This is a genomic window from Micromonospora sp. NPDC005205 (assembly GCF_040608275.1).
GTDB lineage: Bacteria > Actinomycetota > Actinomycetes > Mycobacteriales > Micromonosporaceae > Micromonospora.
In genome coordinates, this window is record NZ_JBEXHV010000004.1 from 245,247 (window position 1) to 268,068 (window position 22,822).

A 22,822-nucleotide genomic window follows, 5' to 3' on the forward strand; every position below is an offset into this window, starting at 1 on the left:
CCACCTTTGCTCTGCACCCGCCCATGCGCCAGTTACGGACCGTGCCCGGTGCGTGGGCGGGTGCAGAGCAAAGGGCGGATTCCCGGCGCGGAACACCATGCGGCGGGCCGCTAACTCGGCTGGGGGACGAGGCATCGCTCTGGCGAGGGATGCTGCGCGCGCTCGGCGGTGCGATGGTCAGGCCATGACCGGTGGTAACTGCGCCGAGCGGGGTGGGCTGGGATGACGATGACGAAACATGCGGTCCGGGTGGCTCGGATGTTCGACGGCGAACGGCTCGTGGACGGTGGGGTGCTGGTCCTGCTCGACGAGGGGCGCATCGCCGAGGTGCACCTGGGTGACGCCGAGGCGCCGGAAGGCTGGCCGGTGCGCGAGGAGCCGAACGGCACTCTGCTACCCGGCTTGGTGGACGCGCACGTACACCTCTGCGCCGACGCTGGGCCCGACGCGCTCGGCCGGCTCGTGGAGCGTCCCGAGTCGGACCTCGACGAAGTCGTCGAGGCGTCACTGCGAACGCACCTGACGGCTGGCGTCACGACTGTTCGGGACCTGGGCGACCGGCGTGGCGCGGTGCTCCGTTGGCGGGATCGGCGGGTGCGGGGCGACCTGCCAACGGTGGTGGGGTCCGGCGCGCCGCTCACCAGCGTCGGCGGGCACTGCTGGTCGTTGGGGGGTGAGGCGAGCGGTGTCGACGAGGTCCGCGAGGCCGTACGTCTGCGGGCGGCGTCCGGTGCCGATCTGGTGAAGGTCATGGCCAGCGGTGGGGTGTTCACCCCGGGCACCGACACCACGAGGCCTCAGTTCACCGACGAGGAGCTGACCGGCGCGTTGACGCAGGCCCATGATCTGGGCCTGCCGGTGACCGCGCACGCGCACGCGCTCAGCGCGGTCGAGCAGGCGCTGCGCGTCGGTGTGGACGGCATCGAGCACTGCACCTGCGTGACCTCGGCCGGCGCCCGGGTTCCCGTGGAGCTCGCGGACCGACTGGCCGCGTCCGGGGTGGCGGTCTGTGCCACGCTCGGCACCGACCCGGCCGTGGTCACGCCACCGGAGGTGGTGGACATGGCGGCGCGGGCCGGGCTCAGCGAAGCCGCGCTGCGCGACGGCGTTGCCACTCTGCACCGGGCCGGGGTCCGCCTGGTGGCCGGTTCGGACGCGGGCCTCGGCCCCGCCAAGCCGCACGGGGTCCTGCCCGAGACGCTTGTCGAGTACGTGGCCTGCGGTATTCCCGCCACCGCTGCCCTCACCGCGGCGACCTCGGTCGGCGCGGAGGTGTGTGGTCTGGGGCGGCGCAAGGGCCGGATCCGCGCCGGATTCGAGGCCGACCTGCTGATCGTGGACGGTGATCCCACGAGCGACATCACTGTGCTGCGCCGCCCGCTCGCGGTGTACCGCGCCGGTCTGCCGGTGAGATGAAGGGTCAGGATGCGCGGAGCTGCCCGCGGAACCAGGCCCGGTCGGGGTTCACGACGGCCTGATCACCGAGCACGACGGTGGGCACTGTCTCGTTGCCGCCAGCTACCGCCCGAACGGCGGCGGCAGCGGCCGGGTCACGCCAGATGTCCACCCAGTGCGCCCGCCGGGCGAGCCCGCCGAGAGAGAACCGGAGCCGCAGGCAGTAGTGACAGCCGGGACGCCAGTAGACGATCGGCCGGCCGTCGACGGCGCTGGCCCGTTGCGCCTCGGCGGCGTCCACCGAGCGGGGAAAGGCCCACGGCGACAGCAGCAGCGCCAACGCCAGGAAGACCAACAACTCGACGCCACCGACGACGGGCAGACCGTCGGCCAGTTGCGTCACCGCCACCAGCACACCGCAGGTCGCCATCAGGATCGCCAGAATCCACCGTCGCAGCACGCCGAGGACCCTACCTCCAGGTACGCGGATGGCCGCTGTTCCGGCCAGGTGGGCGGCTGGCATACCTTGACAGGCATCGATGTTAACGCCAACATGAACTCCGCCACCTGGTAGCAACGCCACCGTCACATTCCCAGCCCTTCGTGCCTCTCCCCCGGTCCTGTCCGACGTCACCGCTCGGCGTCGGCCGGATCGGCTACGGCATCGCCGCGGTGCTGAAGGTGCTGGTGAATGGCCATCCCAAGCTCGCGGAGGACAGATGCCGCTGCCGTCCCGTCGAACCGACCCGAACACCCGTCAGGCCGTCCACCGGGGGCCTGCCGGCCACGGCGTCCCTCGGCGGGTGCGGTCGCTGCTGGCCGCGGTCCTGGTGGTGCTGTCCGTGTCGGCCGGCCTGCCCGCGGCCGCGCCCGCGCACGCCGCGCCCGCCGTCAACTACACCAACCCGCTGGTGAACCAGCGGGCCGACCCGCACATCTTCCGGCACACCGACGGCTACTACTACCTGACCGCGACGGTGCCACAGTACGACCGGATCGTGCTGCGCCGGGCCACCACCCTGCAAGGGTTGGCAACGGCGGCGGAGACGACGATCTGGAGCCGCCACACCAGCGGAGAGATGGGCGCCCACATCTGGGCGCCAGAGATCCACTTCATCAACAACCGGTGGTACGTCTACTTCGCCGCGGGCCGGACCGACGACGTGTGGCGGATCCGGATGTACGTGTTGGAGAACGCCAACGCCAATCCGTTGACCGGTTCGTGGACCGAACGCGGCCGGATCACCACACCCTGGGACACCTTCAGCCTGGACGCCTCGACCTTCGTCGCCAACGGGGTGCGCTATCTGACCTGGGCCCAGCAGGAGCCGGCCATCGGAAACAACTCCAACGTCTACCTCGCCCGGATGGGCGCCAACCCGTGGCAGATCACCGGCACCGTGACCCGGCTCGTCGTCCCGACGTACGACTGGGAGACCCGCGGCTACCGGGTTGCCGAGGGACCGGCGGTGATCCAACGGAACGGCCGGATCTTCCTGACCTACTCGGCCAGCGCCACGGACGCCAACTACTGCCTCGGGATGCTGAGCGCCTCCGCCAGCGCGAACCTGCTCGACGCCGCCTCCTGGAGCAAGAGCCCCAGCCCGGTGTTCGCCAGCAACACGGCCACCAGCCAGTACGGCCCCGGCCACAACTCGTTCACCGTCTCCGAGGACGGACAGAGCGACATCCTCGTCTACCACGACCGGAACTACCGCGACATCACCGGCGATCCGCTCAACGACCCGAACCGACGTACCCGGCTACAAAAGGTGTACTGGAACGCCGACGGCACCCCGAACTTCGGCATCCCGGTGCCCGACGGGGCCACGCCGGTGCGGCTGCGGTCACACGACCAGGCCAGCAGCTACATCCGGCACTACGACTACCGGGCGCGGGTCGAGCCGAACGTGACAAACCTGGCCGACTCTCAGTTCCGCATCGTCAGCGGTCTCGCCGGCGGCGGTTCGGTGTCGCTGGAGTCGACCAACTTTCCCGGTTACTACCTACGCCACCGGGGCTACGCCCTGTACGTGGAGAAGAGCGACGGCTCCGCGCTGTTCGGCGGCGACGCGAGCTTCCGCCGTCAAGCCGGCCTCGCCGACAGCGCCGGGATCTCCCTGGAGTCGCAGAACTTCCCGGGCCGCCACGTGCGCCACCGCGACGGACTGCTCTACATCGAGGCCGTCGGTTCGAGCGCCGAACGCGCCTCGGCCACCTTCCACCTTGAGTAACCGCTCACAGGTCGAGGTGCCCACGGTCGTCGACACCCGTTCCGGTTCGCCCGGAGCCCATTCCAGCCAGGAGGAGCGATGCCCTTCAGCAGCACGAGAAGACCGTCCGGCGGTGGGTCGTTCCGTCGCGGCCGGCGTACGGGCCTGGTGCTCGCCATGATCACCACGCTGGTCGGCGCCGCCGGTGCCGTTCTGGTCGGCGCACCGCCGGCAGCGGCGGCGAACATCGACACCAACGCCTACTACGTCCTGGTCAACCGGAACAGCGGCAAGGTCCTCGACGTCCGGGACACCTCGACGGCGGACGGCGCGGTGATCCAGCAGTGGTCCCGTAACGACGGCGCGTGGCAACAGTTCCAGTTCGTCTCCTCCGGCAGCGGCTACTACCGCCTCAAGGCCCGGCACAGCGGCAAGGTCGTCGACCTCTGGGAGTGGAACACCGCCGACGGCGCCGAGTACCGCCAGTGGTCCGATGTCAACGGCACCAACCAGCAGTTCCAGGTTCTCGACTCCGACGGCGGCCACGTCCGGCTGATCAACCGCCACTCGGCGAAGGCGCTTGAGGTCTGGGAGCGGTCCACCGCCGACGGCGGTCGGATCAGCCAGTACGCCGATCTGAACGGGACTAATCAGCAGTGGCAGCTGGTCGCGGTGGGAGGTGTCAGCACGCCGCCGACCACCGGCTGTGGCAGCGGGTCGACGAACGCCGAGGCCGTACTGAGTGGGAGCACCTGGACGGCCCGCAACGGCTCGTCGACGGTCTACTCGGGTTCGGACATGCTGTCGGCGATGCAGGCGGCGGTCAACTCGCTCTCGGCGGGTCGTCCGTCGAAGCAGCGGGTGGTGGTTCGCGGCTCCGGCTCGATGAGTGCGGGCTCGCGGTTGTCGCTGCCGTCGTACACGACCCTGGCCGTGTGCGGCACGATCAACGTGACCGGGTCGGGCTCGGGTGACCAGGCACCGGTGTACTCGCGGGGAACCACCGACGTCGAGGTGCAGAACCTCACGCTGACCGGTTCGCCGTTGTACGGAATCTTCATGCGCAACGTGAACAACCTGACCCTCGGGCAGATCGACATGCGGCTCTCCGGCGGTCTGGGCGTACGCATCGACAACCACGGGGGAGATCGAGCGGTCAAGGTGCGCAACATCCGCATCGACACCGTGTACGTGTCGGGGACCGGCACCCACGGGGTGGAGACGTACGGCGTGGACGGTCTGACGATCGGCACTGTCACCGCGAGGAACACCCGGGATTCCGGTCTGCTGCTCAATGACACGATCAACGCCACGGTGGGCACTGTCGACGCGCAGGGCGCCGGGGCCGGAACCGGGTACGCGGCGTTCCGAATGGCCAACCGCAACGGCCGGGTGGGCAACTCGTATCCGACCAACATCCGGGTCGGGACCGTGCTCGCGTCCGGTGGTGGCCGGGGGATCTTCTGCGTGTCCGAGTCCGGTGGCGCTGTCATCGACCGGGTGACGATCTCCAACACGGGGAACAACGCGATCCTGGTGGAGAACTGCTACAACGTCGTCATCGCCGGGGTTTCCGGGACGGTGACGGGCGGCGGCGAGGTACGGATCGCGGCCCGGAGCGAATTCCCGATCTCCTCTGGCATCCGGTTCCAGAATCTGACAGTCAGCGGCACCAACATCACCCAGAGCCCCTGCGGCGGGGCGAACAACACGATCAGCAACGTCACCCGGGTGAACTCGACGCTGACCTGGTGTTGACCCGGTGCGGAGTGGCCGCCCGGATCGGGGCGGCCGCTCCGAGCCAGATCGTGGTCGGTGCGCCGGCCCGGGCCGGTGGCGGGGTTTCGCCCGCTGGCGCTTGCGGGTAGCGATGGCCCATGAACCGCAATCTCGTCAAGGCTCTGCAGGTCGCGTGGGAGTTGCCGGAGTTCCGCACCGGGGTGCGACACGTCGTCGATCTCGATGAGATCGCGGTGCTGCTGGCCACGCTGTCCGTTCCGGACCATGACCACGAGGTGGAACGCAGCCTGCTGAGCCTGCTGCGCTCCGCCCTGGACACTGTCGAGATTCGCGAAGCGGTGTTGCTGCTGCTGGAGCAGGACGACGTGCGCAGGCCGCTCGTCGCGGCGGCGGTGGAGCCGCTGGCGGACCGGCCGGGTCAGGCTGCCGCCATCGCCTCGGCGGCCGAGGATCCTGCGGTGCGGCGTGAGGTGCGGGCGGTGCTGGCCAGCGCCAAGGTGCGCGAGCTGATCTGGCAGGCGATCGAGAACCAGCTGAGCGAGGAGCGGTTCGGTCTGGTCCGCCGGGCGGCGGTGCTGTTCGTGCGGCACCCGAGCGTCCGGCGCCTCGCCTGGGCCCTGCGCCGGCACGGCGTGTTGCGCGAACTACGCCGCAACCGGTGATCGACGCCAGCCGGTGCCACCGGCACCGGCTGGCACGACCCTGGACGGCAGATCACCGACGACGACGGGCCATCCACTGCCAGATGTGGGTGCCGTTGAGGCTCGGGTCGTTGCGGGCCACGTAGATCCAGGACCAGTGGCCGGGGAACTGGTAGCCGTTCCAGACGACGTGGTCGTACAGGCTGACCAGTGATCCCGGGATGAGGTCGTGGGCGTGGATCGTGTTGGTCTCGGGCGGCACCGTGTCGTCGTCGAGCGAGGTGACCAGCCAGGTCGGAGTCTGGATCTGCGCCAGCTCCGCGTCGGTGATCAGCGGCGGGCCCTCCCCGCTGAGCGGCTCGACGATGCCGCAGATCGGCACCGACGCGGCGAACAGGTCGGGGTAGGCGACTGTCATCTCCAGTGACATGTAGCCACCGTTGCTGCACCCGACCACGTAGATCCGGTCCGGATCAACATGCTTGCGGCGGACGAGGTCCTGGACGATCTCGCGGATCAGCGGGGCGAAGCGGGGGCCGTCCTCCATCCAGTAGGAGGTGCTCTGCGGAGCGACGACGTACGCGCCGGAGAAGATCCGCTGGGCCTGCGGGGTGGCGAAGCCGAGTGCGCCCCGGTTGGCGCGCAGCGTGGTCTCGTTGTCGTAGTAGCCGTCCGGCAGCGAGGCGCCCTCGCCGCCACCGTGCAGCCAGAGGATCAGCGGCCGCCTACCGTGCCGGGGCGAGTGGTCGGGAGAGTAGAGCCGGTACTTCATACCCGAACCCGAGACGTGGTGGCTGAAGGCGTCGACCTCGGGGTTGGACAGCCGCCCCTGCACGAAGCGCGTGATGGTGAGCGGCGAGCCGTGGCGTCGGACGATCGGGGTGTTCTGGGTGATGGTGTAGACGAGGTCCAGCCGGACGTTGCGGCCCCTGCTCAGGATGTAGCCGAGGGTGCCACCGCCGGGTTGACCCTCGGCGTGGCTCAGCTCCAGCACGATGTTGCCGTGCCGGTCGAGCCGGGCGGCGGTCACCGTGCGGTCCAGGTCGTACTCGCTGAAGATCAGGTCGCCGGGGGCGATCGGGATCGGGCTGGTGGCCTTGGCATGCACGCTGAACGTGCCGGGAGTCAGCCCGGCCGGATCGATCGGCCCGAGCCGGGCGGTGTCGAGGGTGACCGAGGTGACCTGCTCACCACCGTCGAGCGTTCTCGCGTCGAGGGTGAAGCTCACGCTGGTGGGATGCTGGCCACCGGCGTGGGCGGCGACGCCGGGCAGAGCCAGGCCGATGGCGGCACCGGCCCCTCCGGCCAGAACGGTGCGACGAGTGACAGGCGTGGACATGCGGCCCCCGTACCTCACAAATTAGACGAGCGTCGATGACATCTCAACGTAACTCGGTGGAGATCAGCTGGCAACCGGTGCGGGCACTGGACTCCACCCCGCCTGATCCACCAGCAACAAGGCCACCCGAGTCGTACTTTGGGACGATCTGAAGTCGCACCACCGTTCGTACGATGAGTCCCATGCACCCTCGCCTGCACGCGGTGTTGGCCGAGCCGCGTGTCTCCCCCGCCCCGTCCCGGGTGTGGCGCGACTGGGCGGTGGTCGCCGTCCTCGGGCCGGCGATCGTGGTGGAAGCAGTCTTCCGACCTGATCTGCCCTGGCGGGTGGGCTGCGCCGTCGTCGCGCTCGCGCTGCTGCCCACGCTCCTGTGGCGGCGCACCGCGCCGCTCGCGATGGTGGTGATCGCGTTCGGCTGCACGACCGTCGCCCCGTTCGTGCTGCCCGGCGATCCGTGCCAACTGTTCACGGCGAGCTTCCTGGTCGTCCTGGTCCACGCGCTGTTCCGCTGGGGTTCCGGCCGGGATGCCGTGCTCGGCTCGTTCTTCGTGGTGGCCAAGGTGACCACCGCCGGTCTGGTCGGGTCGGTCGACGGTGGCGAGCTGGTCGCCGGCTTCGCGGTGATGTTCGCCGCCGCCACGCTGGGTGTCGCGATCCGCTTCCGCGCCGCCGCCCGGCTGCGCGAACTCGATCAGGTGAAGCTGTTGGAGCGGGAGCGGCTCGCCCGTGACCTGCACGACACTGTGGCGCACCACGTGTCGGCGATGGCGATCCGCGCCCAGGCCGGCATCGCCGCGTCGGCGGGCCAGCCGGGTGCCGCCGTCGAGGCGCTGCACACCATCGAGGCCGAGGCGTCCCGTGCGCTTGCCGAGATGCGGTCGATGGTTCGCGTCCTGCGGCGCGACGAGCCGGCCGACCTGGGGCCCAACCCGCAGGTCGCCGACATCGGGCGGCTCGCCGGGCAGTTCCGCACCGGGCCGACCGTCGACGTGGAACTGTACGGCGACCTCGGCGATATTCCGCCCACTGTGGGCTCCGCGCTCTACCGCCTCGCCCAGGAGTCGGTCACCAACGCCCGACGCCACGCCCGCCACGCCACCCGCATCGAGGTCAGCGTCGCTGCCGACGACACGTCCGTGCGCCTACGGGTCAGCGACGACGGTGAGGCCGGCACCTCCCGTCCGGCCGGCTCACCCGGTTTCGGCCTGGTGGGCATGATGGAGCGTGCCGATCTGCTCGGCGGCACCTGCGAGGCCGGCCCCAACCCGGGCCGTGGGTGGACCGTCACGGCAGTGCTGCCGCGCGAGGGGGTCGGCAGGTGACGGTTCGCGTGCTCGTGGCGGACGACCAGGAGATCGTCCGTACCGGGCTCACCATCATCCTGAACACACAGCCCGGCATCGAGGTCATCGCTGGGGCCTGTGACGGCCGGCAGGCGGTCGCGCTCGCCCGGCGGCTCCGCCCCGACGTGTGTCTGTTCGACATTCGGATGCCGGACATGGACGGCATCGAGGCCACCCGGGCGCTCGCCGGGCCAACGGTCCCGGACCCGCTCGCGGTGGTCGTCATCACGACCTTCGACCTCGACGAGTACGTGTACGCGGCATTACGGGCCGGCGCCCGCGGCTTCCTGCTCAAGGAGGCCGGTCCCGCCCTGCTGAGCCAGGCGGTGCACGCCGCCGCGAACGGGGACGCGCTGATCGCGCCGAGCGTCACCACGCGGCTGTTGAAGGCGTTCGCCGAGGCGGATCCGGCCGCGCCGCGCACGCAGCCCGTCGAGGCGCTCACCGACCGGGAGGAACAGGTCCTGGTGGCCGTCGCGCGGGGGCGCACCAACAAGGAGATCGCCGACGAGCTCTACATCACGTTGAGCACCGTCAAGTCGCACGTCACCAGCCTGATGACCAAGCTGGGGGTGCGTAACCGGGTCGAGGTGGCGATGTGGGCGTACGAGACCAACCGCAGCCGACGGCACTGGTGAGCGACGGAAGTACGACGACGGCGTCCGACCATGGGCCGACCCGATCGCGGCCCTTGTGCCGATGAGCGGGGGCGGGTACGGCGTCCACCATCGGTGGCATGACGATCCGCGAGTGGCGGCTACCGGCCGCGTTGATCCTGCTGGGCCTGATACCGATGCTCGCTGGCGCGGGACGGCTCACCGAGTTGGGCAGCGGACCGGAGGTCACCCCGGCCAACGCCCGCTTCGTCGCCGATCCGCTGCCGGTGGTGCTGCACATCGTCGGCGCGGTGGTCTACACGATCCTCGGCGCGTTCCAGTTCGTGCCCCGGCTGCGCCGCCACTCCTGGCACCGCCGTGCCGGCCGGGTGCTCGTCCCCTGCGGGCTGGCGGTGGCGTTCACCGGCCTGTGGATGGCCGTCGCGTACGACCTGCCGGCCCACGACAACGACGTGCTCGCCGGTATGCGGCTCGTCTTCGGCTCGGCCATGGCCGGCTCGATCCTGCTCGGTCTCGCCGCCGCGCTGCGCCGGGACATCGCCCTACACCGCAGGTGGATGGTGCGCGGCTACGCGATCGGCCTCGGCGCAGGCACGCAGGCGTTCACCCACGCGCCGTACCTGATCGCGACCGGGGAACAGCCCGACGGGAACCTGCGGGCCGGCCTTGTGGTCGCCGGTTGGGTGATCAACCTTGCGGTGGCTGAGTGGTACCTGCGCCGTCCGGCGCGGGTCGTCACCGCGCCGGCCCTCAAGCTGAGCTGAGCCCGCCGGCCGTCGGTGACCGGCTCAAGCCGCCCCGGATGTCCTCCTCGATCCGCTTCGCGGCGGCCAGCAGCGGCGGGAGCAGCTCCCGACGGATCATCTCGAAGGACCCCCGGGTGGCGTGCGCGGAGACGTTCACCGCGGCGATCACCGACCCGTTCTCGCCGTGGATCGGCGCGGCCACGGAGCGCAGGCCCTCCTCCAGCTCCTGGTCCACGATGGCGTACCCCTGAGCGGCGATCTTCGTCAGGACGGTGCGCAGCTTCGCCGGGTCGGTGACGGTGCGCCGGGTCAGCGGACGCAGCTGCGCGGTGGCGAGGTAGTCGTCCAGCCAGTCCGCCGGTTGCGCGGCGAGCAGCACCCGACCCATGGAGGTGGCGTACGCGGGGAAGCGCGTCCCGACGCTGATCCCCACCGTCATGATCCGCTTGGTGGGCACGCGGGCGACGTAGACCACCTCGTCGCCGTCGAGCACCGACACCGAACAGGACTCGTGCACCAGCGCGACGAGCGCCTCCATGTGCCGCTGGGCGAGCTCGGGCAGGCTCAGGCTCGACAGGTACGCGTAGCCGAGTTCGAGGATCCGTGCCCGCAGCGAGAAGAGCCGACCGTCGGTGTGCACGTACCCCAGCTCGACAAGGGTGAGCAGGAACCGGCGCGCCGCGGCCCGGGTCAGCCCGGTGCGTCTGGCCACGTCGCTGAGCGTGAGCTGCGGGTGGTCGGCGTCGAACGCCCGGATCACCGCGAGGCCGCGCTCCAGCGACTGAACGAACTCCGGCGACCTCGTCGCCTCCTCGCTCACGCTCACCCGGCCTCCTGCCGCAGGGTCTCCCGGGCCACCTTGAACGCCCGGTTCGCCGCCGGTACACCAGCGTAGACGCCGACCTGGAGCAGGACCTCCGCCACCTCCTCCGGGCTGAGTCCGTTGCGCAACGCGGCCCGGACATGCATCGCCAACTCCTCGTCGTGGTGCAGGGTGGCGAGCACGGCGAGGGTGATGCAGCTACGGGTTCGCCGGTCGAGGCCCGGCCTGCTCCACACCTCGCCCCAGGCGTAGCGGGTGATGAAGTCCTGGAAGTCGGCGGTGAACTTGTCGGTGCCGGCGACCGCGCGGTCCACGTGTGCGTCACCCAGCACCTGTCGTCGCACCGCCATGCCCGCCTGGTGCCGCTCGTGGTCGTTCACCCGTCACCCCGTCCCTCGTGGAAGTGTTCCAACAGGAGTCGGCACACCTGCTCGGGTTGCTCGACGTTGGCCAGGTGCGCCGCCGCGTCGACCACGGCCAGCCGGGCCCGCGGGATGCGCTCGACGATCTCGCGGGCGTGCGCCACCGGGGTGGCCGTGTCGTCCGCTCCCGCGATGACGAGCGTCGGCGCGACGACCCGGCCGAGGTCAGGTCGGAGGTCCATGCTGGCGATCGCCTCGCAGCAGGCGGCGTATCCGGTCGGCGCGTTCGCGGTCAGCATGGCGCGGTGGGTGGCGACCACCTCCGGCCGGGCCGTGGCGAAGGCCGGGGTGAACCAGCGGGCCACCACCGCGTCGGCGATCGCCGACATCCCGCCGGTGAGTACCGTGGCGGCTCGCTCCCGCCACTGCTCCGGTGGGCCGAGCGACGCCGACGTGCAGAGCAGCGCCAGCCGCCGCACCCGGTCCGGCGCGTACGCGGCGAGCCACATGCCCACCATGCCGCCGAGGGACAGCCCCGCGTAGTGGACCCACTGCACGTCGAGGTCGTCCAGCGTCCGCAGCAGTTCCCGGCCCAGCAGGTCCAGCGTGTACGGCCCGGGCGGCACGGCGGAACGCCCGTGGCCGAGGTGGTCGTACCGGATGACTCGGAACCGTTGGGCGAGCGCCGGGACCTGGGGTTCCCACAGGGCGGCGGCGGTGCCCAGGGAACTGCCGAGCAGCAGCACCGGCGCGGCGGCCGGGCCGTCGACTGTGAGATGCAATCGGGACGTCATCGGCCCACTCCTCGGGCGGCGGCCAGCGCATTGTCGACGAACCGGCCAGCCGAGCCGAGCCAGCGGCGCGGGTCGAGCGCCTCGGCTATCTCCGTGTCGGACAGGTGGGCGCGCACCTCGGGGTCGGCGAGCAGCGCGGCGCGGAACGAGGGCTTGGAGGCAGCGCGGGCCACGAGGTCGTGTGCGACGCCGCGACCGACAGCGGGCGCCAGTCGCGCGGCCACGGCCTCGGCGAGCAGCAGGCCGCCGGTAGCGTCGAGGTTCTCCCGCATCCTGTTCGGACGGACCTGTAGGCCGTGCAGCGTCCGGGCGCACCGGGCGGAGGCACCGCCGGCCACGTGCAGCAGCTCCAGCAGGGGCTCCCACTCGGCGTGCCACGCGCCCGCGGCCCGCTCGTGCTCCTGCACCGCCGTGGCGAACAGGGTGGCGACGAGACCCGGGCCGCGTCGCGCCGCGGCGGTGAGGAGCACCGAGTCCACGGGGTTGCGCTTGTGCGGCATTGCCGAGGAACCGCCGCGTCCGGCACCGCCTTCGGCGACCTCGCCCACCTCGTTCTGGGCAAGCAACCCGACGTCGAGGGCGACCTTACCGGCGGCGACGAGCAACCCGCCGAGGGCGGCGGCCAGGTCGAGCCAGGGCTGGCGACGGGTGTGCCAGGGCAGCGGGCTCGGTGGGAGGCCCAGGTGCGCCGCGAACCGCTCGGCGACCTCGGCGCCGGCCGGCCCGTACGCGGCCAGGGTGCCGACCGCGCCACCAAGTTGCGCAGGCTGTGCGGTGCGGGTCTGACGCAGTCGGTCCCGGGTCTCGACCAGCCCGGTCAACCAGCCGGCGGCCTTGAGCCCGAACGTGGTGGGCGCCGCCTGCTGCCCGAGGGTCCGGGCGACCATAACGGTGTCCCGGTGCGCGTCGGCCAGCTGGGCGGCGGCGTCCACGGCGGCGTCGAGGTGACGCAGCAGCGGCCCGAGCGCCCGCACGGCCACCAGGACCAGCGCGGTGTCCAGGACATCCTGGCTGGTCGCTCCGAAGTGCACCCAGGCTCGGGCCTCCTTCGGCACGGCGGCGGTCAGCTCACCCACCAGTGGGACGACCGGGTTGCCCGTGGCGTCGGCCGCCCGGCCGAGCGCTCCCGGGTCGTACCGCTCGGCGCGGCACTGCTCGACGATCGCCGTGGCCGCCGGCGGGGGCAGGATGCCGGCGTCCGCCGCAGCCCGGGCGAGTGCAGCCTCCACGTCGAGCATCGCCTGAAGCACTGACGGGTCGCTGAGTTCCGCGTCGACGTCCGGAACGCCGGAGAGGCCGCCGAGCAGACCGTCAGACGGCGAAGAAGACGGTCTCATGGTCGCCCTGCAGGTGGATGTCGAACCGGAACCCGTCCGGGGCGGGACTCGCCAGCAGGGTGTCGAGGCGGTCGGCGTCGACGATGCGCAGCACGGGGTCGGCGGCGTTCGCCGCCGGCTCGTCGGGGAAGTAGAGCCGCGTGACGAGGCGGTGCAGCAGCCCACGCCCGAAGACCGACAGGGTCAGGTGGGGGGCCTCGGTGCCGCCGTCCGGCTCGGGCAGCGAACCCGGCTTGACGGTCAACAGCCGGTACCACCCCTGCCCGTCGGTCTCGCTCCGACCGAATCCGCGGAAGCCCGGGAGCGCGGGCGGCCGGGCACCCCGTGGGTCGTCCGGATGGTCGAACCAGCCGTCCGGGTCGGCCTGCCAGCTCTCCACCATCGCGTCGACCACCGGCGTTCCGGTGCCGTCGAAGACCCGCCCCCTGATCCAGAACGCGCCCGGCGTGCCCTCGGGTACGACGTACGGGCCGTCGGGCCAGCGGAGGCCGATGTGCAGGTACGGCCCGACGGTCTGCGCGGGCATGACGCCCAACTGCTCAGTCATCGTCGTCCTCGTCCTCGAAGGGGGTGCCTTCCCGACCGCGCAGCACGATGTCGAACTCGTACGCCAGTGCCCACTCCGGTGCGGTGGTCGCGTGGTCGTACCGGGCGATCATCCGTTCCCGTGCCTTCGGGTCAGGGACCGAGTTGAAGATCGGGTCCTGGAAGAAGAGCGGGTCGCCCGGGAAGTACATCTGCGTGACCAGCCGCTGGGTGAACGCGCGGCCGAAGAGGGAGAAGTGGATGTGCGCCGGCCGCCAGGCGTTGTCGTGGTTGCGCCAGGGGTAGGCGCCGGGCCGCACTGTGATGAACCGGTACCGCCCCTGGTCGTCGGTGAGCGCCCGGCCCACCCCCTCGAAGTACGGGTCGAGCGGGGCCGGCCAGGTGTCCCGGGCGTCGCGGTACCGGCCGGCGGCGTTGGCCTGCCAGATCTCGACAAGCGTGCGCGGCACGGGTCGACCGTCACCGTCACGAACACGCCCGTGCACGATGATCCGTTGTCCCTGCGGCTCGCCGTCGTGCTGGCGGGTCAGGTCGTGGTCGAGCGCCCCGAGCCGTCCCTCCCCCAGTAGCGGTCCGGTGACCTCGGTCAGCCGCTGCGGCAGGTGGATCAGCGGGTGTCGCGGCGCCCGCGTCACTGTCGACCCGTAGCCGGGGCTGAGCAGTGGTGGGTGGACGTCGACGTCGTCGCGCCGGTACCGCGGTAGCACGAGGCGCCTGTCTGCCCCGGCGTCCTGTGTGGTCATCGTCGTCTCCCGTCGGACTTCGTCGCCTCCAGTGCCCGCAGCGCCACGAGCTCCCGCGCCGTCGGGGGTTCACCGGTGGTCAGCCCGTCGGCGACGGCGAGGTCCCAGCCGGTGGCCGCCCGCGCCTGCTCCCGGGTCACGCCGGGGTGCAGGCGGGTCAGCGTGAGCTCGCAGGTCACCGGGTCGGGTTCGAGGACGCCGAGATCGGTGATCACCACGCGGGGGCCGGCGCCACGCAGGCCGAGTCGCTCCCGGTCGCCCGGGCCGGTTCCGTAGCCGACCGAGGTGACGAAGTCGACCCGTTCGGTGAACGTCCGGAGGTCCTGCCGGACGATCACCACGACCTCCCCGCAGGAGGCGGCGATCTCCGGGGCGCCACCGGCGCCGGGCAGCCGGACCTTCGGGGCGGCGTAGTCACCGCCGACGACAGTGGTGTTGATGTTGCCGTACCGGTCGAGCTGCGCCGCCCCGAGGAAGCCCACGTCGATCCGGCCCGGCTGGAGCCAGTAGTTGAACACCTCGGGCACCGACACCACAGCGTCAGCCGATTCGGCGAGGACCGCGTCCCCGATGGAGAGCGGTAGCCGGTCTGGCTTCGCGCCGAGGCACCCCGATTCGTAGATGAGCACCAGGTTCGGGGCGTGGGTCACCCGGGCGAGATTCGCCGCGGTGCTGGGCAACCCGATCCCCACGAAGCAGGCGGTGCCGTCGCGCAGTTGGCGGGCGGCGGCGACAATCATCATCTCGTCGGCGGTCCAGTCAGCCATCGCGTTCCCCCCGCTCGCCGCGCTGACTCATGCCGCCGCCCCGGCCGTGTGCACGTGCTCGTCCAGCCAGGCGCGGAAGGTGTCGCGGTGCCGGCTGACGGCGTCCCAGTCCCGGTAGAAGTCGTTGTCCCGTACCGAGTAGCCGTGGGCGTAGGAGGGGTGCGCGCCGCCGGGCACCTCGGCCACCGCGGTGACCGCCCAACCAGGCAGGACCACCTGCCCGGGTACGGGTTCCAACTCGTCCACGATCTCCTCGACGGTGACCAGGGACCGGTGGGCGGCGAGCACGGCTTCCTTCTGCACCCCGGTGATGCCCCACATCTGCACGTTGCCGTCACGGTCGGCGCGCTGGGCGTGCACCACAGTCACGTCGGGACGCAGGGCGGGGACGGCGGTGAGCGTCTCGCCGGTGAAGGGGCAGGTGATGGGCCTGATGTTCGTCGTGTGCCCGGGCAGGTCGGTGCCTGTGTAGCCGCGCAGGACGGCGAACGGCAGCCCGGACGCCCCGGCGACGTACCGGTTCGCCATGCCCGCGTGGCTGTGCTCCTCCAGCTCGAGCGGACGCGGCCAGGCGTGCTGCACGGCGTCCCGGAAGCGGTGCAGCGACCCGACGCCCGGGTTGCCGCCCCAGGAGAAGACCAGGCGGCGGGCGCAACCCGCGCCGATGAGCTGGTCGTAGATGACGTCGGGGGTCATCCGCACGAGGGTCAGCTCCTGCCGTCCCTGGCGGATCATCTCGTGACCCGCGGCGAACGGGATGAGGTGCGTGAACCCTTCCAGGGCCACCACGTCACCGTCGCGGACCAGGTGCGCCACGCCGTCGGCAAGCGAGACGAGCTTCGCCATGGGCCTCCCCGCATCCTGCGACATCCGCGCTGCCGCCAGCTGTTCGCCATGCGGACTGCCGTACTCATATCGAACGTACGACGGAGGACGACATCCGTCAACGACAGGTTGGCCGGGCACGACCGGGGCCGTCCACTGTGTTCGGCAGTCACGTCGGCCGATGCGTTGACGCGAGCCGGGCCACGTGCCAACGTTCAAGCAGAGAACGGCCGTTCGGTACGCGAACGCCTCCGAGGAGGACCGCCATGACACTGCTGGACGCCACGACCTGGCAGGGCACCCTGCACAGCGACGGCTGGGTGAAACCCGCCGGCGGCACGGCGCCCGTGCGATCCCCCGCCACCGGGGAGGAGATCGGCCAGGTCGGCGTGGCGAACGCCGAGGACGTGACGCGCGCCTGCGCCCGCGCCGCCACCGCCCAACGCGCCTGGGCCGCCACCGGCTACGCCGTGCGGGCCGCGGTGCTGCGCCGGGCCGGGCAACTGTTCGAGCGGCACGCCACCGAGATCGCCGACTGGATCGTGCGGGAGTCCGGGTCCATCCCATCCAAGGCCCGCGTCGAGATCGCCGCCGCCGCGCAGGAATGCTACGAGGCGTCGGCGCTGGCCTCGCACCCGCTGGGCGAGATCATCCCGAGCGCGCAACCGCGGCTCAGCCTGGCCCGCCGGTTGCCCGTCGGCGTCGTCGGGGTCATCGCGCCGTTCAACTTCCCGCTCATCCTGGCCACCCGTTCAGTGGCCCCGGCCCTGGCGCTGGGCAACGCCGTGGTGCTCAAGCCCGACCCGCGCACCGCAGTCTGCGGTGGCGTCGCGATCGCCCGGGTCTTCGAGGAGGCCGGCCTGCCCGAAGGGTTGCTGCACGTCCTTCCCGGCGGGGTGGAGGCCGGCGAGGCGCTGGTGGCCGACCCGAACGTACGGGTGATCAGCTTCACCGGCTCGACCGCTGCCGGCCGCAAGGTCGGTGAGGCGGCGGCACGCCACCTCAAACGTTCGCACCTCGAACTCGGTGGCAACTCGGCGCTGATCGTCCTCGACGACGCCGACCTGGACCTCGCTGTCTCCGCCGGCGCGTGGGGGTCCTTCCTGCACCAGGGTCAGATCTGCATGACCACCGGCCGACACCTGGTCCACGAGAGTCTGTCCGAGCGCTACGTCGAGCGGCTGGCGGAGAAGGCGAACCACCTGCCGGTCGGCGACCCGGCGAAGGAGCAGGTGGCGCTCGGGCCGATCATCGACGAGCACCAGCGCGACAAGATCCACGCACTGGTCACCGCGAGCGTCGACGCCGGTGCCCGGCTGGCCGCCGGGGGCACGTACGAGGGACTGTTCTACCGGCCGACGGTGCTCACTGACGTCACCCCCGCGACCCCGGCGTACGCCCAGGAGGTCTTCGGCCCGGTCGCCCCGGTGATCACCTTTGCCGACCAGGACGAGGCCGTCGAGTTGGCCCGCCAGACCGAGTACGGCCTGTCGCTGGGCATCTTGAGCCGAGACGTGATGAGGGCGATGGCCCTCGCCGACCGGATCCCCAGCGGCATCGTGCACATCAACGACCAGACGGTGAACGACGAGGCGGTGGCGCCGTTCGGTGGGGTGGGAGCGTCCGGTACCGGCTCCCGGTTCGGCGGGCCCGCGGCGAACGTCGAGGCGTTCACCGAGACCCAGTGGCTCACCGTGCGCGGCGCCATCACGCGGTACCCGTTCTGACACCGGGAGGATCGGGCATGCCGGGATTGTGTACCCAGGTCGGCATCGTCGGCGCCGGGCCGGCGGGGCTCATGCTGTCGCACCTGTTGCACCTGCGCGGAATCGAGTCCGTGGTGCTGGAGAGCCGCAGCCGCGACCACGTCGAGCACCGGCTCCGGGCGGGCGTCCTCGAACAGGGCTCGGTCGACCTGCTCTGCCGCAACGGCGTCGGCGAGCGGCTGCAACGGGAGGGACTGCGCCACGAGGGCATCGAGCTGCGCTTCGCCGGGGAGTCGCACCGGGTGCCGATGGCAGACCTGACCGGGCGGGCGATCACCGTCTACGGACAGCAGGAGGTGGTCAAGGACCTGATCGCCGCCCGGCTCGCGGCCGGTGGCTCGATCCTCTTCGAGACCGAGGCGGTACGCCTGGACCGGCTGGACTCGGACTCCCCGGTTGTCCACTTTCGACGCGACGGGAAGGTCCAGGAGCTGCGCTGCGACTTCGTGGCGGGCTGCGACGGGTTCCACGGGGTGAGCCGCGGCGCGGTGCCCGAAGGGGTGCTGACCACCTACGAGCGGGTGTACCCGTTTGCCTGGTTGGGCGTCCTCGCCGCCGCACCGCCGGCGGTGGACGAACTCATCTACGCCAACCACGAGCGTGGCTTCGCCCTCTACAGCATGCGCTCCCCCGAGATCTCTCGGCTGTACCTACAGGTCGCGCCCGACGAGGACATCGCCGCATGGCCGGACGAGCGGATCTGGACGGAGCTGCGGGCACGGTTGGAGACGGTGCCGGGATGGTCGCTCAACGAGGGACCGATCCTGGAGAAGTCCATCACCCCGATGCGCAGTTTCGTTGTCGAGCCGATGCAGTGGGAGCGGCTGTTCCTGGCCGGGGACGCCGTGCACATCGTCCCACCGACCGGCGCGAAGGGGATGAACCTCGCCCTCGCTGACGTCGCGCTGCTGGGGGATGCCTTCGCCGCCTGGTACGACAGGGGCAGCACAGATCTGCTGGAGGCCTACTCGGCCACGGCGTTACGTCGGGTCTGGCGGGCCCAGCACTTCTCCTGGTGGATGACCTCAATGCTGCACCGGCTGGAGCGCGACGACCCGTACGAGACGAAGCTCCAGACCGCCACGCTGAGGTACGTCGCCACCTCTGAGACGTACGCCGCGAGCCTGTCCGAGAACTACGTGGGCCTGCCCGAGGTCTGAACGCGAGCGTGCGAGACGTCACCACAGCAGAGCGTTGTTCAACTTATTTCTGACGGGCGTCAGAAATTATTGACTTTCAATGCCGGGGTGACTGACCATGGCCAACACAGCGAAGTGCGCCCCCGCGCCGCCGTTGGTCACCTGAAAATCCGAGGCACCCACCACCCCCGCCCAGGAAGGGCCTCGTCCATGAAGAAGGTCATGGCTCTCGGGCTGATCGCCGTCACCGCGATCGCCCTCACCGGATGCACCGACTCCGACGCCTCCAACCCGTCCGAACAGACCTCGGGCGACCTGCGCAAGGTCCGGGTCGCGGCGCTGCCCATCACCGAGACCGCCGCGCTGTGGGGCGGCATCAAGGCCGGCGTCTTCGCCGAGCGCGGCCTCCAGGTCGAGGTGCTGCCCGCCCAGGGCGGCGCGCAGGCCATTCCCGCGCTCCTGAACGGCGACATCGACTTCGCCATCGGCCAGCCCTTCGGGCCGTTCCGGGCCGACCTGCGGGATCTCGGCGTCGTCATCATCGGCAACTACGCCTCCTCGTACGCCGACGGCGACGACATCAACGCCGTGGTGGCCTCGGCGAAGTCAGGCATCAAGCGGCCGGCCGACCTCGCGGGCAAGCGGGTCTCGGTCAACAGCCTGGGCGCCGCCGGCGATGTGACGATCATGGCGGCGGTCGAGAAGGACGGTGGCGACCCGTCGAGAATCAAGTTCGTCGAGGTCGCCTTTCCGGACGCCCCGGCCCAACTCGAATCCGGCAACATCGACGCCGCCTGGGTGCCGGAGCCCTTCGTCACCCAGTTGAAGACCCGCGGCGACACCTTCATCGTCGCCCCCTACCAGGCGGTGGTGCCCGGCCTGACCACGCTCACCACCATCACCACCAGGGAACGCACGGAGAAGGACGCCAAGCTGGTCGAGGACTTCACGGCGGCGATGAAGAAGACGTTGGAGTGGGCCAAGGCCCCCGCCAACGAGGCGGCGCTTCGGCAGGCCATCAAGGACAACCTTCAGCTGCCCCCACCGGTGGCCGAGTCGGTGCGGCTACCGGCCTTCGGTTGGGAGGTCGACCGGTCGAGCCTCCAGACGCTCGCCGAGCTCGCGCAGAAGTACAAGGTGCTCGACAGGCAACCCAACCTCGACCGTCTCATCCAGCAGCAGTAGCCGGCGCGATCCCGCCCTCCCTGGCCCCAGCGGGGAGGGCCTCGTCGCCCGCCTGACGACGGGAGTGACATGCGCGTGTTTCCCACCCGACGCCTACGCGCGTTACGCAAAGCGATGCTGGGCGTCGTCGGCCTGACCGCGTTCCTCGTCGTCTGGCAGCTGATCCCGACGCTGGGCCTGATCAACCCGCTCTACCTGCCGTACGTGACCGACGTGCTGGCGCGGCTTGTCGAGCAACTCGTCGACCTCGCGTTCTGGCGGCGGCTGGGCAGCACCATGACGTCCTGGGCGATCGGCCTGACGGTGGCGACGGTCGCCGCCGTCGTCCTCGGCACGGTCGTCGGGCTGGTGCCGTTCCTACGGCGCGCGACCCACACCATGGTCGAGTTCCTGCGACCGATCCCGTCGGTCGCCCTCATCCCGCTCGCCGTGCTGATGTTCGGCATCCAGCGGCAGGCCGCCCTCGTCATCATCATCTACGCGTCGTTCTGGCAGGTGTTCGTGCAGGTCATCTACGGCGTCGCCGACGTCGACTCGGTGGCTCGCGACACCGCCCGCAGTTTCGGTCTGAGTCGGCGGGAACAGTTGTCGCACCTCGTCCTGCCGACCACCCTGCCGTACCTCATGACCGGCCTGCGGCTCGCGGCGGCGGTCGCGCTCATCCTCGCCATCACCGCGGAGATGGTGATCGGCAACCCCGGTCTCGGGCGCATGATCGAGCTGTCCCGGTCCGCCGGAGACGCCGCCGGCCTGTACGCGCTGGTCGTGGTCACCGGCCTGCTCGGGCTCATGGTGAACATCGTCTTCCGGTTCATCGAGCGTCGGGTGCTGTCCTGGCACCAGTCCGTACGAGGAGAGGAGGCGCTGTGACCACGTACCCCGGGCGGATCGCCACCACGGCACGCAGCCGGACGGTCGGAACCCGGATCGCGGCGAGCATCCTCTACCCACTGGGCCTGCCGACGATGCTGCTGGTGGTCTGGGGCCTGGCGGCGACGAGGGCGACGAACCGGTTCTTCCCCGACCCGTTGGCGATCGCCAGAGCCTTTCGGGAGACCTGGGTCGGTCCGGCCTTCGTCGAGGACGTCCTGCCGAGCCTCGCCCGCCTCGGCCTCGGTGTCGCCGCGTCGATAGTGCTCGGCATCGGCGCCGGCACCGTCATCGGGCTGACCCCCTGGTTGCGGGAACTCCTCGAACCGCTACTGGAGTTCCTCCGGGCCATCCCGCCGCCGGTGCTGATTCCGGTGGTGATGCTCCTGCTCGGAATCACCGACACCATGAAGGTGGTCGTGATCGTCTCCGGCGCGGTCTGGCCGATCCTGTTGAACACGATCGAGGGTGTCCGGGGAACCGACAGCGTCATGAAGGAGACCGCGGAGTCGTTCCAGGTCTCCTGGTGGGAGCGGCTCTGGTTCCTCGTACTCCCAGCTGCCAGCCCACGGATCATGGCCGGGGTTCGTCAGGCCCTCTCGGTCGCGCTGATCCTGATGGTCATCTCCGAGATGTTCGCCTCCTCCTCCGGCCTCGGCTACCGGATCGCCTACTTCCAGCGCAACTACCTGATCGCCGAGATGTGGAGCGGCATCCTCCTCCTCGGTCTCGTCGGCGTTCTCCTCGCCGTAGCTTTCGGTCTCGTCGAACAGCGCGTTCTGCGCTGGTACCACGGAGTCAGGGAGGTCAACCGTGCCTGATCGGAGCAGTCTGCTGCTGGTGGAGCACCTGCGGAAGGTCTACGAGTCCACCACGGGCAACGTCGAGGCGATCGGGGACATCAGCTTCACGATGGACGCCGGTGAGCTCGTCTGCATCGTCGGGCCGTCCGGTTGCGGCAAGACCACCCTGCTGAAATGCCTCGCCGGCCTGCTGCGGCCCACCAGCGGCCTGGTCGAGATGGACGGCTCTGCGGTGACCGGGCCCAGCCCGGCCATGGCGGTCGTGTTCCAGGAGTACGGTCGCAGCCTCTACCCCTGGCTGACGGTGCGCGGAAACGTCGAGCTTCCACTGCGGCACAAGAGGCTCAACCGCGATGCCCGAAACAAGCTGGTCGTCGACGCTCTTGAGGCGGTGGGTCTCGGGCACGCCGCGCTGAGCCACCCGTGGCAGCTCTCCGGGGGGATGCAACAGCGCGTGGCGATCGCGCGGGCCATCGCCTACCAGCCCGACGTCCTGATCATGGACGAACCGTTCGCCGCCGTGGACGCGCAGACCCGGGCCGACCTGGAGGACCTGGTCCGCGAGCTGCACGCCAGCCGGACCATCTCGGTTGTCTTCGTCACCCACGACATCGACGAGTCGGTGTATCTCGGTCAGCGGGTTCTAGTATTGTCCACGTCGCCGACCTGGGTCCAGGAGGACCTCGCGATCGACCTGCCGCCGGAGCGCGATCAGATCACGACCCGCGCTCTGCCCCGTTTCACGGAACTGCGGACGCACGTCTACGACCAGATCCAGCGGGCCAAGCGCGGGCAGGCAGTGGCCCCGCGATCCGCGCGGTGATCGGC

The 22,822-nt window shown here is 70.7% G+C and carries 23 protein-coding genes; 13 read left to right on the plus strand and 10 right to left on the minus strand.

Annotated elements, in window-relative coordinates; translation table 11 throughout:
- The first annotated feature begins 228 nt into the window (after positions 1 to 228).
- Positions 229 to 1,416: an amidohydrolase family protein gene (locus ABZU43_RS10840; RefSeq protein WP_355006301.1), complete on the plus strand. Its 1,188-nt coding sequence runs from the start codon at positions 229 to 231 to the stop codon at positions 1,414 to 1,416.
- 4 nt (positions 1,417 to 1,420) lie between these two features.
- Here the strand turns inward: ABZU43_RS10840 and ABZU43_RS10845 are convergent, their stop codons facing one another.
- Positions 1,421 to 1,855: a glutaredoxin domain-containing protein gene (locus ABZU43_RS10845; RefSeq protein ID WP_355006302.1), complete on the minus strand. Its 435-nt coding sequence runs from the start codon at positions 1,853 to 1,855 to the stop codon at positions 1,421 to 1,423.
- 259 nt (positions 1,856 to 2,114) lie between these two features.
- Here ABZU43_RS10845 and ABZU43_RS10850 point away from each other — a divergent pair, with 259 nt between their 5' ends.
- The 3 genes from ABZU43_RS10850 (at position 2,115) to ABZU43_RS10860 (ending at position 6,010) form a co-directional block, all read left to right on the plus strand.
- The gene (locus tag ABZU43_RS10850) at positions 2,115 to 3,629 is read left to right on the plus strand and encodes a family 43 glycosylhydrolase (protein ID WP_355006303.1); all 1,515 of its coding nucleotides are present in this window, start codon (positions 2,115 to 2,117) and stop codon (positions 3,627 to 3,629) included.
- 156 nt (positions 3,630 to 3,785) lie between these two features.
- Entirely contained in the window at positions 3,786 to 5,366 is a 1,581-nt protein-coding gene (locus ABZU43_RS10855; RefSeq protein WP_355006463.1) for an RICIN domain-containing protein, read from the plus strand.
- Positions 5,367 to 5,485: 119 nt separating this feature from the next.
- The gene (locus ABZU43_RS10860) at positions 5,486 to 6,010 is read left to right on the plus strand and encodes a hypothetical protein (RefSeq protein WP_355006304.1); all 525 of its coding nucleotides are present in this window, start codon (positions 5,486 to 5,488) and stop codon (positions 6,008 to 6,010) included.
- Positions 6,011 to 6,062: 52 nt separating this feature from the next.
- Here the strand turns inward: ABZU43_RS10860 and ABZU43_RS10865 are convergent, their stop codons facing one another.
- Complete coding sequence (locus tag ABZU43_RS10865) at positions 6,063 to 7,328, minus strand: prolyl oligopeptidase family serine peptidase (RefSeq protein WP_355006305.1); 1,266 nt, start codon at positions 7,326 to 7,328, stop codon at positions 6,063 to 6,065.
- A 173-nt stretch (positions 7,329 to 7,501) separates the two neighbouring features.
- On the opposite strand from ABZU43_RS10865, the gene ABZU43_RS10870 reads away from it, so the two are divergent.
- From ABZU43_RS10870 to ABZU43_RS10880, 3 genes are all read left to right on the plus strand, one after another.
- On the plus strand, positions 7,502 to 8,650 hold the full coding sequence (locus ABZU43_RS10870) for a sensor histidine kinase (protein WP_355006306.1): 1,149 nt from the start codon (positions 7,502 to 7,504) through the stop codon (positions 8,648 to 8,650).
- A complete protein-coding gene (locus ABZU43_RS10875) occupies positions 8,647 to 9,309 on the plus strand; it encodes a response regulator transcription factor (RefSeq protein WP_355006307.1) in 663 nt (220 codons plus the stop codon). Before ABZU43_RS10870 ends, ABZU43_RS10875 begins: the two co-directional genes overlap by 4 nt.
- Before the next feature lie 98 nt (positions 9,310 to 9,407).
- Positions 9,408 to 10,052: a DUF2306 domain-containing protein gene (locus ABZU43_RS10880; protein ID WP_355006308.1), complete on the plus strand. Its 645-nt coding sequence runs from the start codon at positions 9,408 to 9,410 to the stop codon at positions 10,050 to 10,052.
- Here the strand turns inward: ABZU43_RS10880 and ABZU43_RS10885 are convergent.
- From ABZU43_RS10885 to ABZU43_RS10920, 8 genes are read right to left on the minus strand one after another with little or no spacing between them, the layout of a single operon-like run.
- Entirely contained in the window at positions 10,039 to 10,860 is an 822-nt protein-coding gene (locus ABZU43_RS10885; RefSeq protein ID WP_355006309.1) for an IclR family transcriptional regulator, read from the minus strand. The genes ABZU43_RS10880 and ABZU43_RS10885 overlap by 14 nt on opposite strands.
- On the minus strand, positions 10,857 to 11,237 hold the full coding sequence (gene pcaC / locus ABZU43_RS10890; protein WP_355006310.1) for a 4-carboxymuconolactone decarboxylase: 381 nt from the start codon (positions 11,235 to 11,237) through the stop codon (positions 10,857 to 10,859). Before pcaC ends, ABZU43_RS10885 begins: the two co-directional genes overlap by 4 nt.
- Positions 11,234 to 12,013: a 3-oxoadipate enol-lactonase gene (gene pcaD, locus ABZU43_RS10895; RefSeq protein WP_355006311.1), complete on the minus strand. Its 780-nt coding sequence runs from the start codon at positions 12,011 to 12,013 to the stop codon at positions 11,234 to 11,236. Before pcaD ends, pcaC begins: the two co-directional genes overlap by 4 nt.
- Positions 12,010 to 13,350, minus strand: coding sequence for a 3-carboxy-cis,cis-muconate cycloisomerase (gene pcaB, locus ABZU43_RS10900; RefSeq protein ID WP_355006312.1), 1,341 nt, complete (start codon positions 13,348 to 13,350; stop codon positions 12,010 to 12,012). The genes pcaD and pcaB overlap by 4 nt, the downstream gene beginning before the upstream one ends.
- Positions 13,325 to 13,897: a protocatechuate 3,4-dioxygenase subunit alpha gene (gene pcaG / locus ABZU43_RS10905; RefSeq protein ID WP_355006313.1), complete on the minus strand. Its 573-nt coding sequence runs from the start codon at positions 13,895 to 13,897 to the stop codon at positions 13,325 to 13,327. Before pcaG ends, pcaB begins: the two co-directional genes overlap by 26 nt.
- On the minus strand, positions 13,890 to 14,639 hold the full coding sequence (gene pcaH / locus ABZU43_RS10910) for a protocatechuate 3,4-dioxygenase subunit beta (protein ID WP_355006314.1): 750 nt from the start codon (positions 14,637 to 14,639) through the stop codon (positions 13,890 to 13,892). Before pcaH ends, pcaG begins: the two co-directional genes overlap by 8 nt.
- Entirely contained in the window at positions 14,636 to 15,406 is a 771-nt protein-coding gene (locus tag ABZU43_RS10915) for a CoA-transferase (protein ID WP_355006315.1), read from the minus strand. The genes pcaH and ABZU43_RS10915 overlap by 4 nt, the downstream gene beginning before the upstream one ends.
- 27 nt (positions 15,407 to 15,433) lie before the next feature.
- A complete protein-coding gene (locus ABZU43_RS10920; protein WP_355006316.1) occupies positions 15,434 to 16,252 on the minus strand; it encodes a CoA-transferase in 819 nt (272 codons plus the stop codon).
- 245 nt (positions 16,253 to 16,497) lie between these two features.
- Between ABZU43_RS10920 and ABZU43_RS10925 the strand changes: the two genes are divergently transcribed.
- The 6 genes from ABZU43_RS10925 (at position 16,498) to ABZU43_RS10950 (ending at position 22,817) form a co-directional block, all read left to right on the plus strand.
- Positions 16,498 to 17,958 (plus strand): benzaldehyde dehydrogenase, encoded by a 1,461-nt coding sequence (locus ABZU43_RS10925; RefSeq protein ID WP_355006317.1) that lies wholly within the window; start codon positions 16,498 to 16,500, stop codon positions 17,956 to 17,958.
- Between the two features lie 17 nt (positions 17,959 to 17,975).
- Positions 17,976 to 19,157, plus strand: a complete 1,182-nt coding sequence (pobA, locus tag ABZU43_RS10930; protein WP_355006318.1) for a 4-hydroxybenzoate 3-monooxygenase — start codon at positions 17,976 to 17,978, stop codon at positions 19,155 to 19,157.
- 189 nt (positions 19,158 to 19,346) lie between these two features.
- The gene (locus ABZU43_RS10935; protein ID WP_355006319.1) at positions 19,347 to 20,321 is read left to right on the plus strand and encodes an ABC transporter substrate-binding protein; all 975 of its coding nucleotides are present in this window, start codon (positions 19,347 to 19,349) and stop codon (positions 20,319 to 20,321) included.
- A gap of 69 nt (positions 20,322 to 20,390) precedes the next feature.
- Positions 20,391 to 21,191 (plus strand): ABC transporter permease, encoded by an 801-nt coding sequence (locus tag ABZU43_RS10940; RefSeq protein ID WP_355006320.1) that lies wholly within the window; start codon positions 20,391 to 20,393, stop codon positions 21,189 to 21,191.
- Complete coding sequence (locus tag ABZU43_RS10945; protein WP_355006321.1) at positions 21,188 to 22,012, plus strand: ABC transporter permease; 825 nt, start codon at positions 21,188 to 21,190, stop codon at positions 22,010 to 22,012. Before ABZU43_RS10940 ends, ABZU43_RS10945 begins: the two co-directional genes overlap by 4 nt.
- The gene (locus ABZU43_RS10950; RefSeq protein ID WP_355006322.1) at positions 22,005 to 22,817 is read left to right on the plus strand and encodes an ABC transporter ATP-binding protein; all 813 of its coding nucleotides are present in this window, start codon (positions 22,005 to 22,007) and stop codon (positions 22,815 to 22,817) included. The genes ABZU43_RS10945 and ABZU43_RS10950 overlap by 8 nt, the downstream gene beginning before the upstream one ends.
- The last annotated feature ends 5 nt before the right edge of the window (positions 22,818 to 22,822 follow it).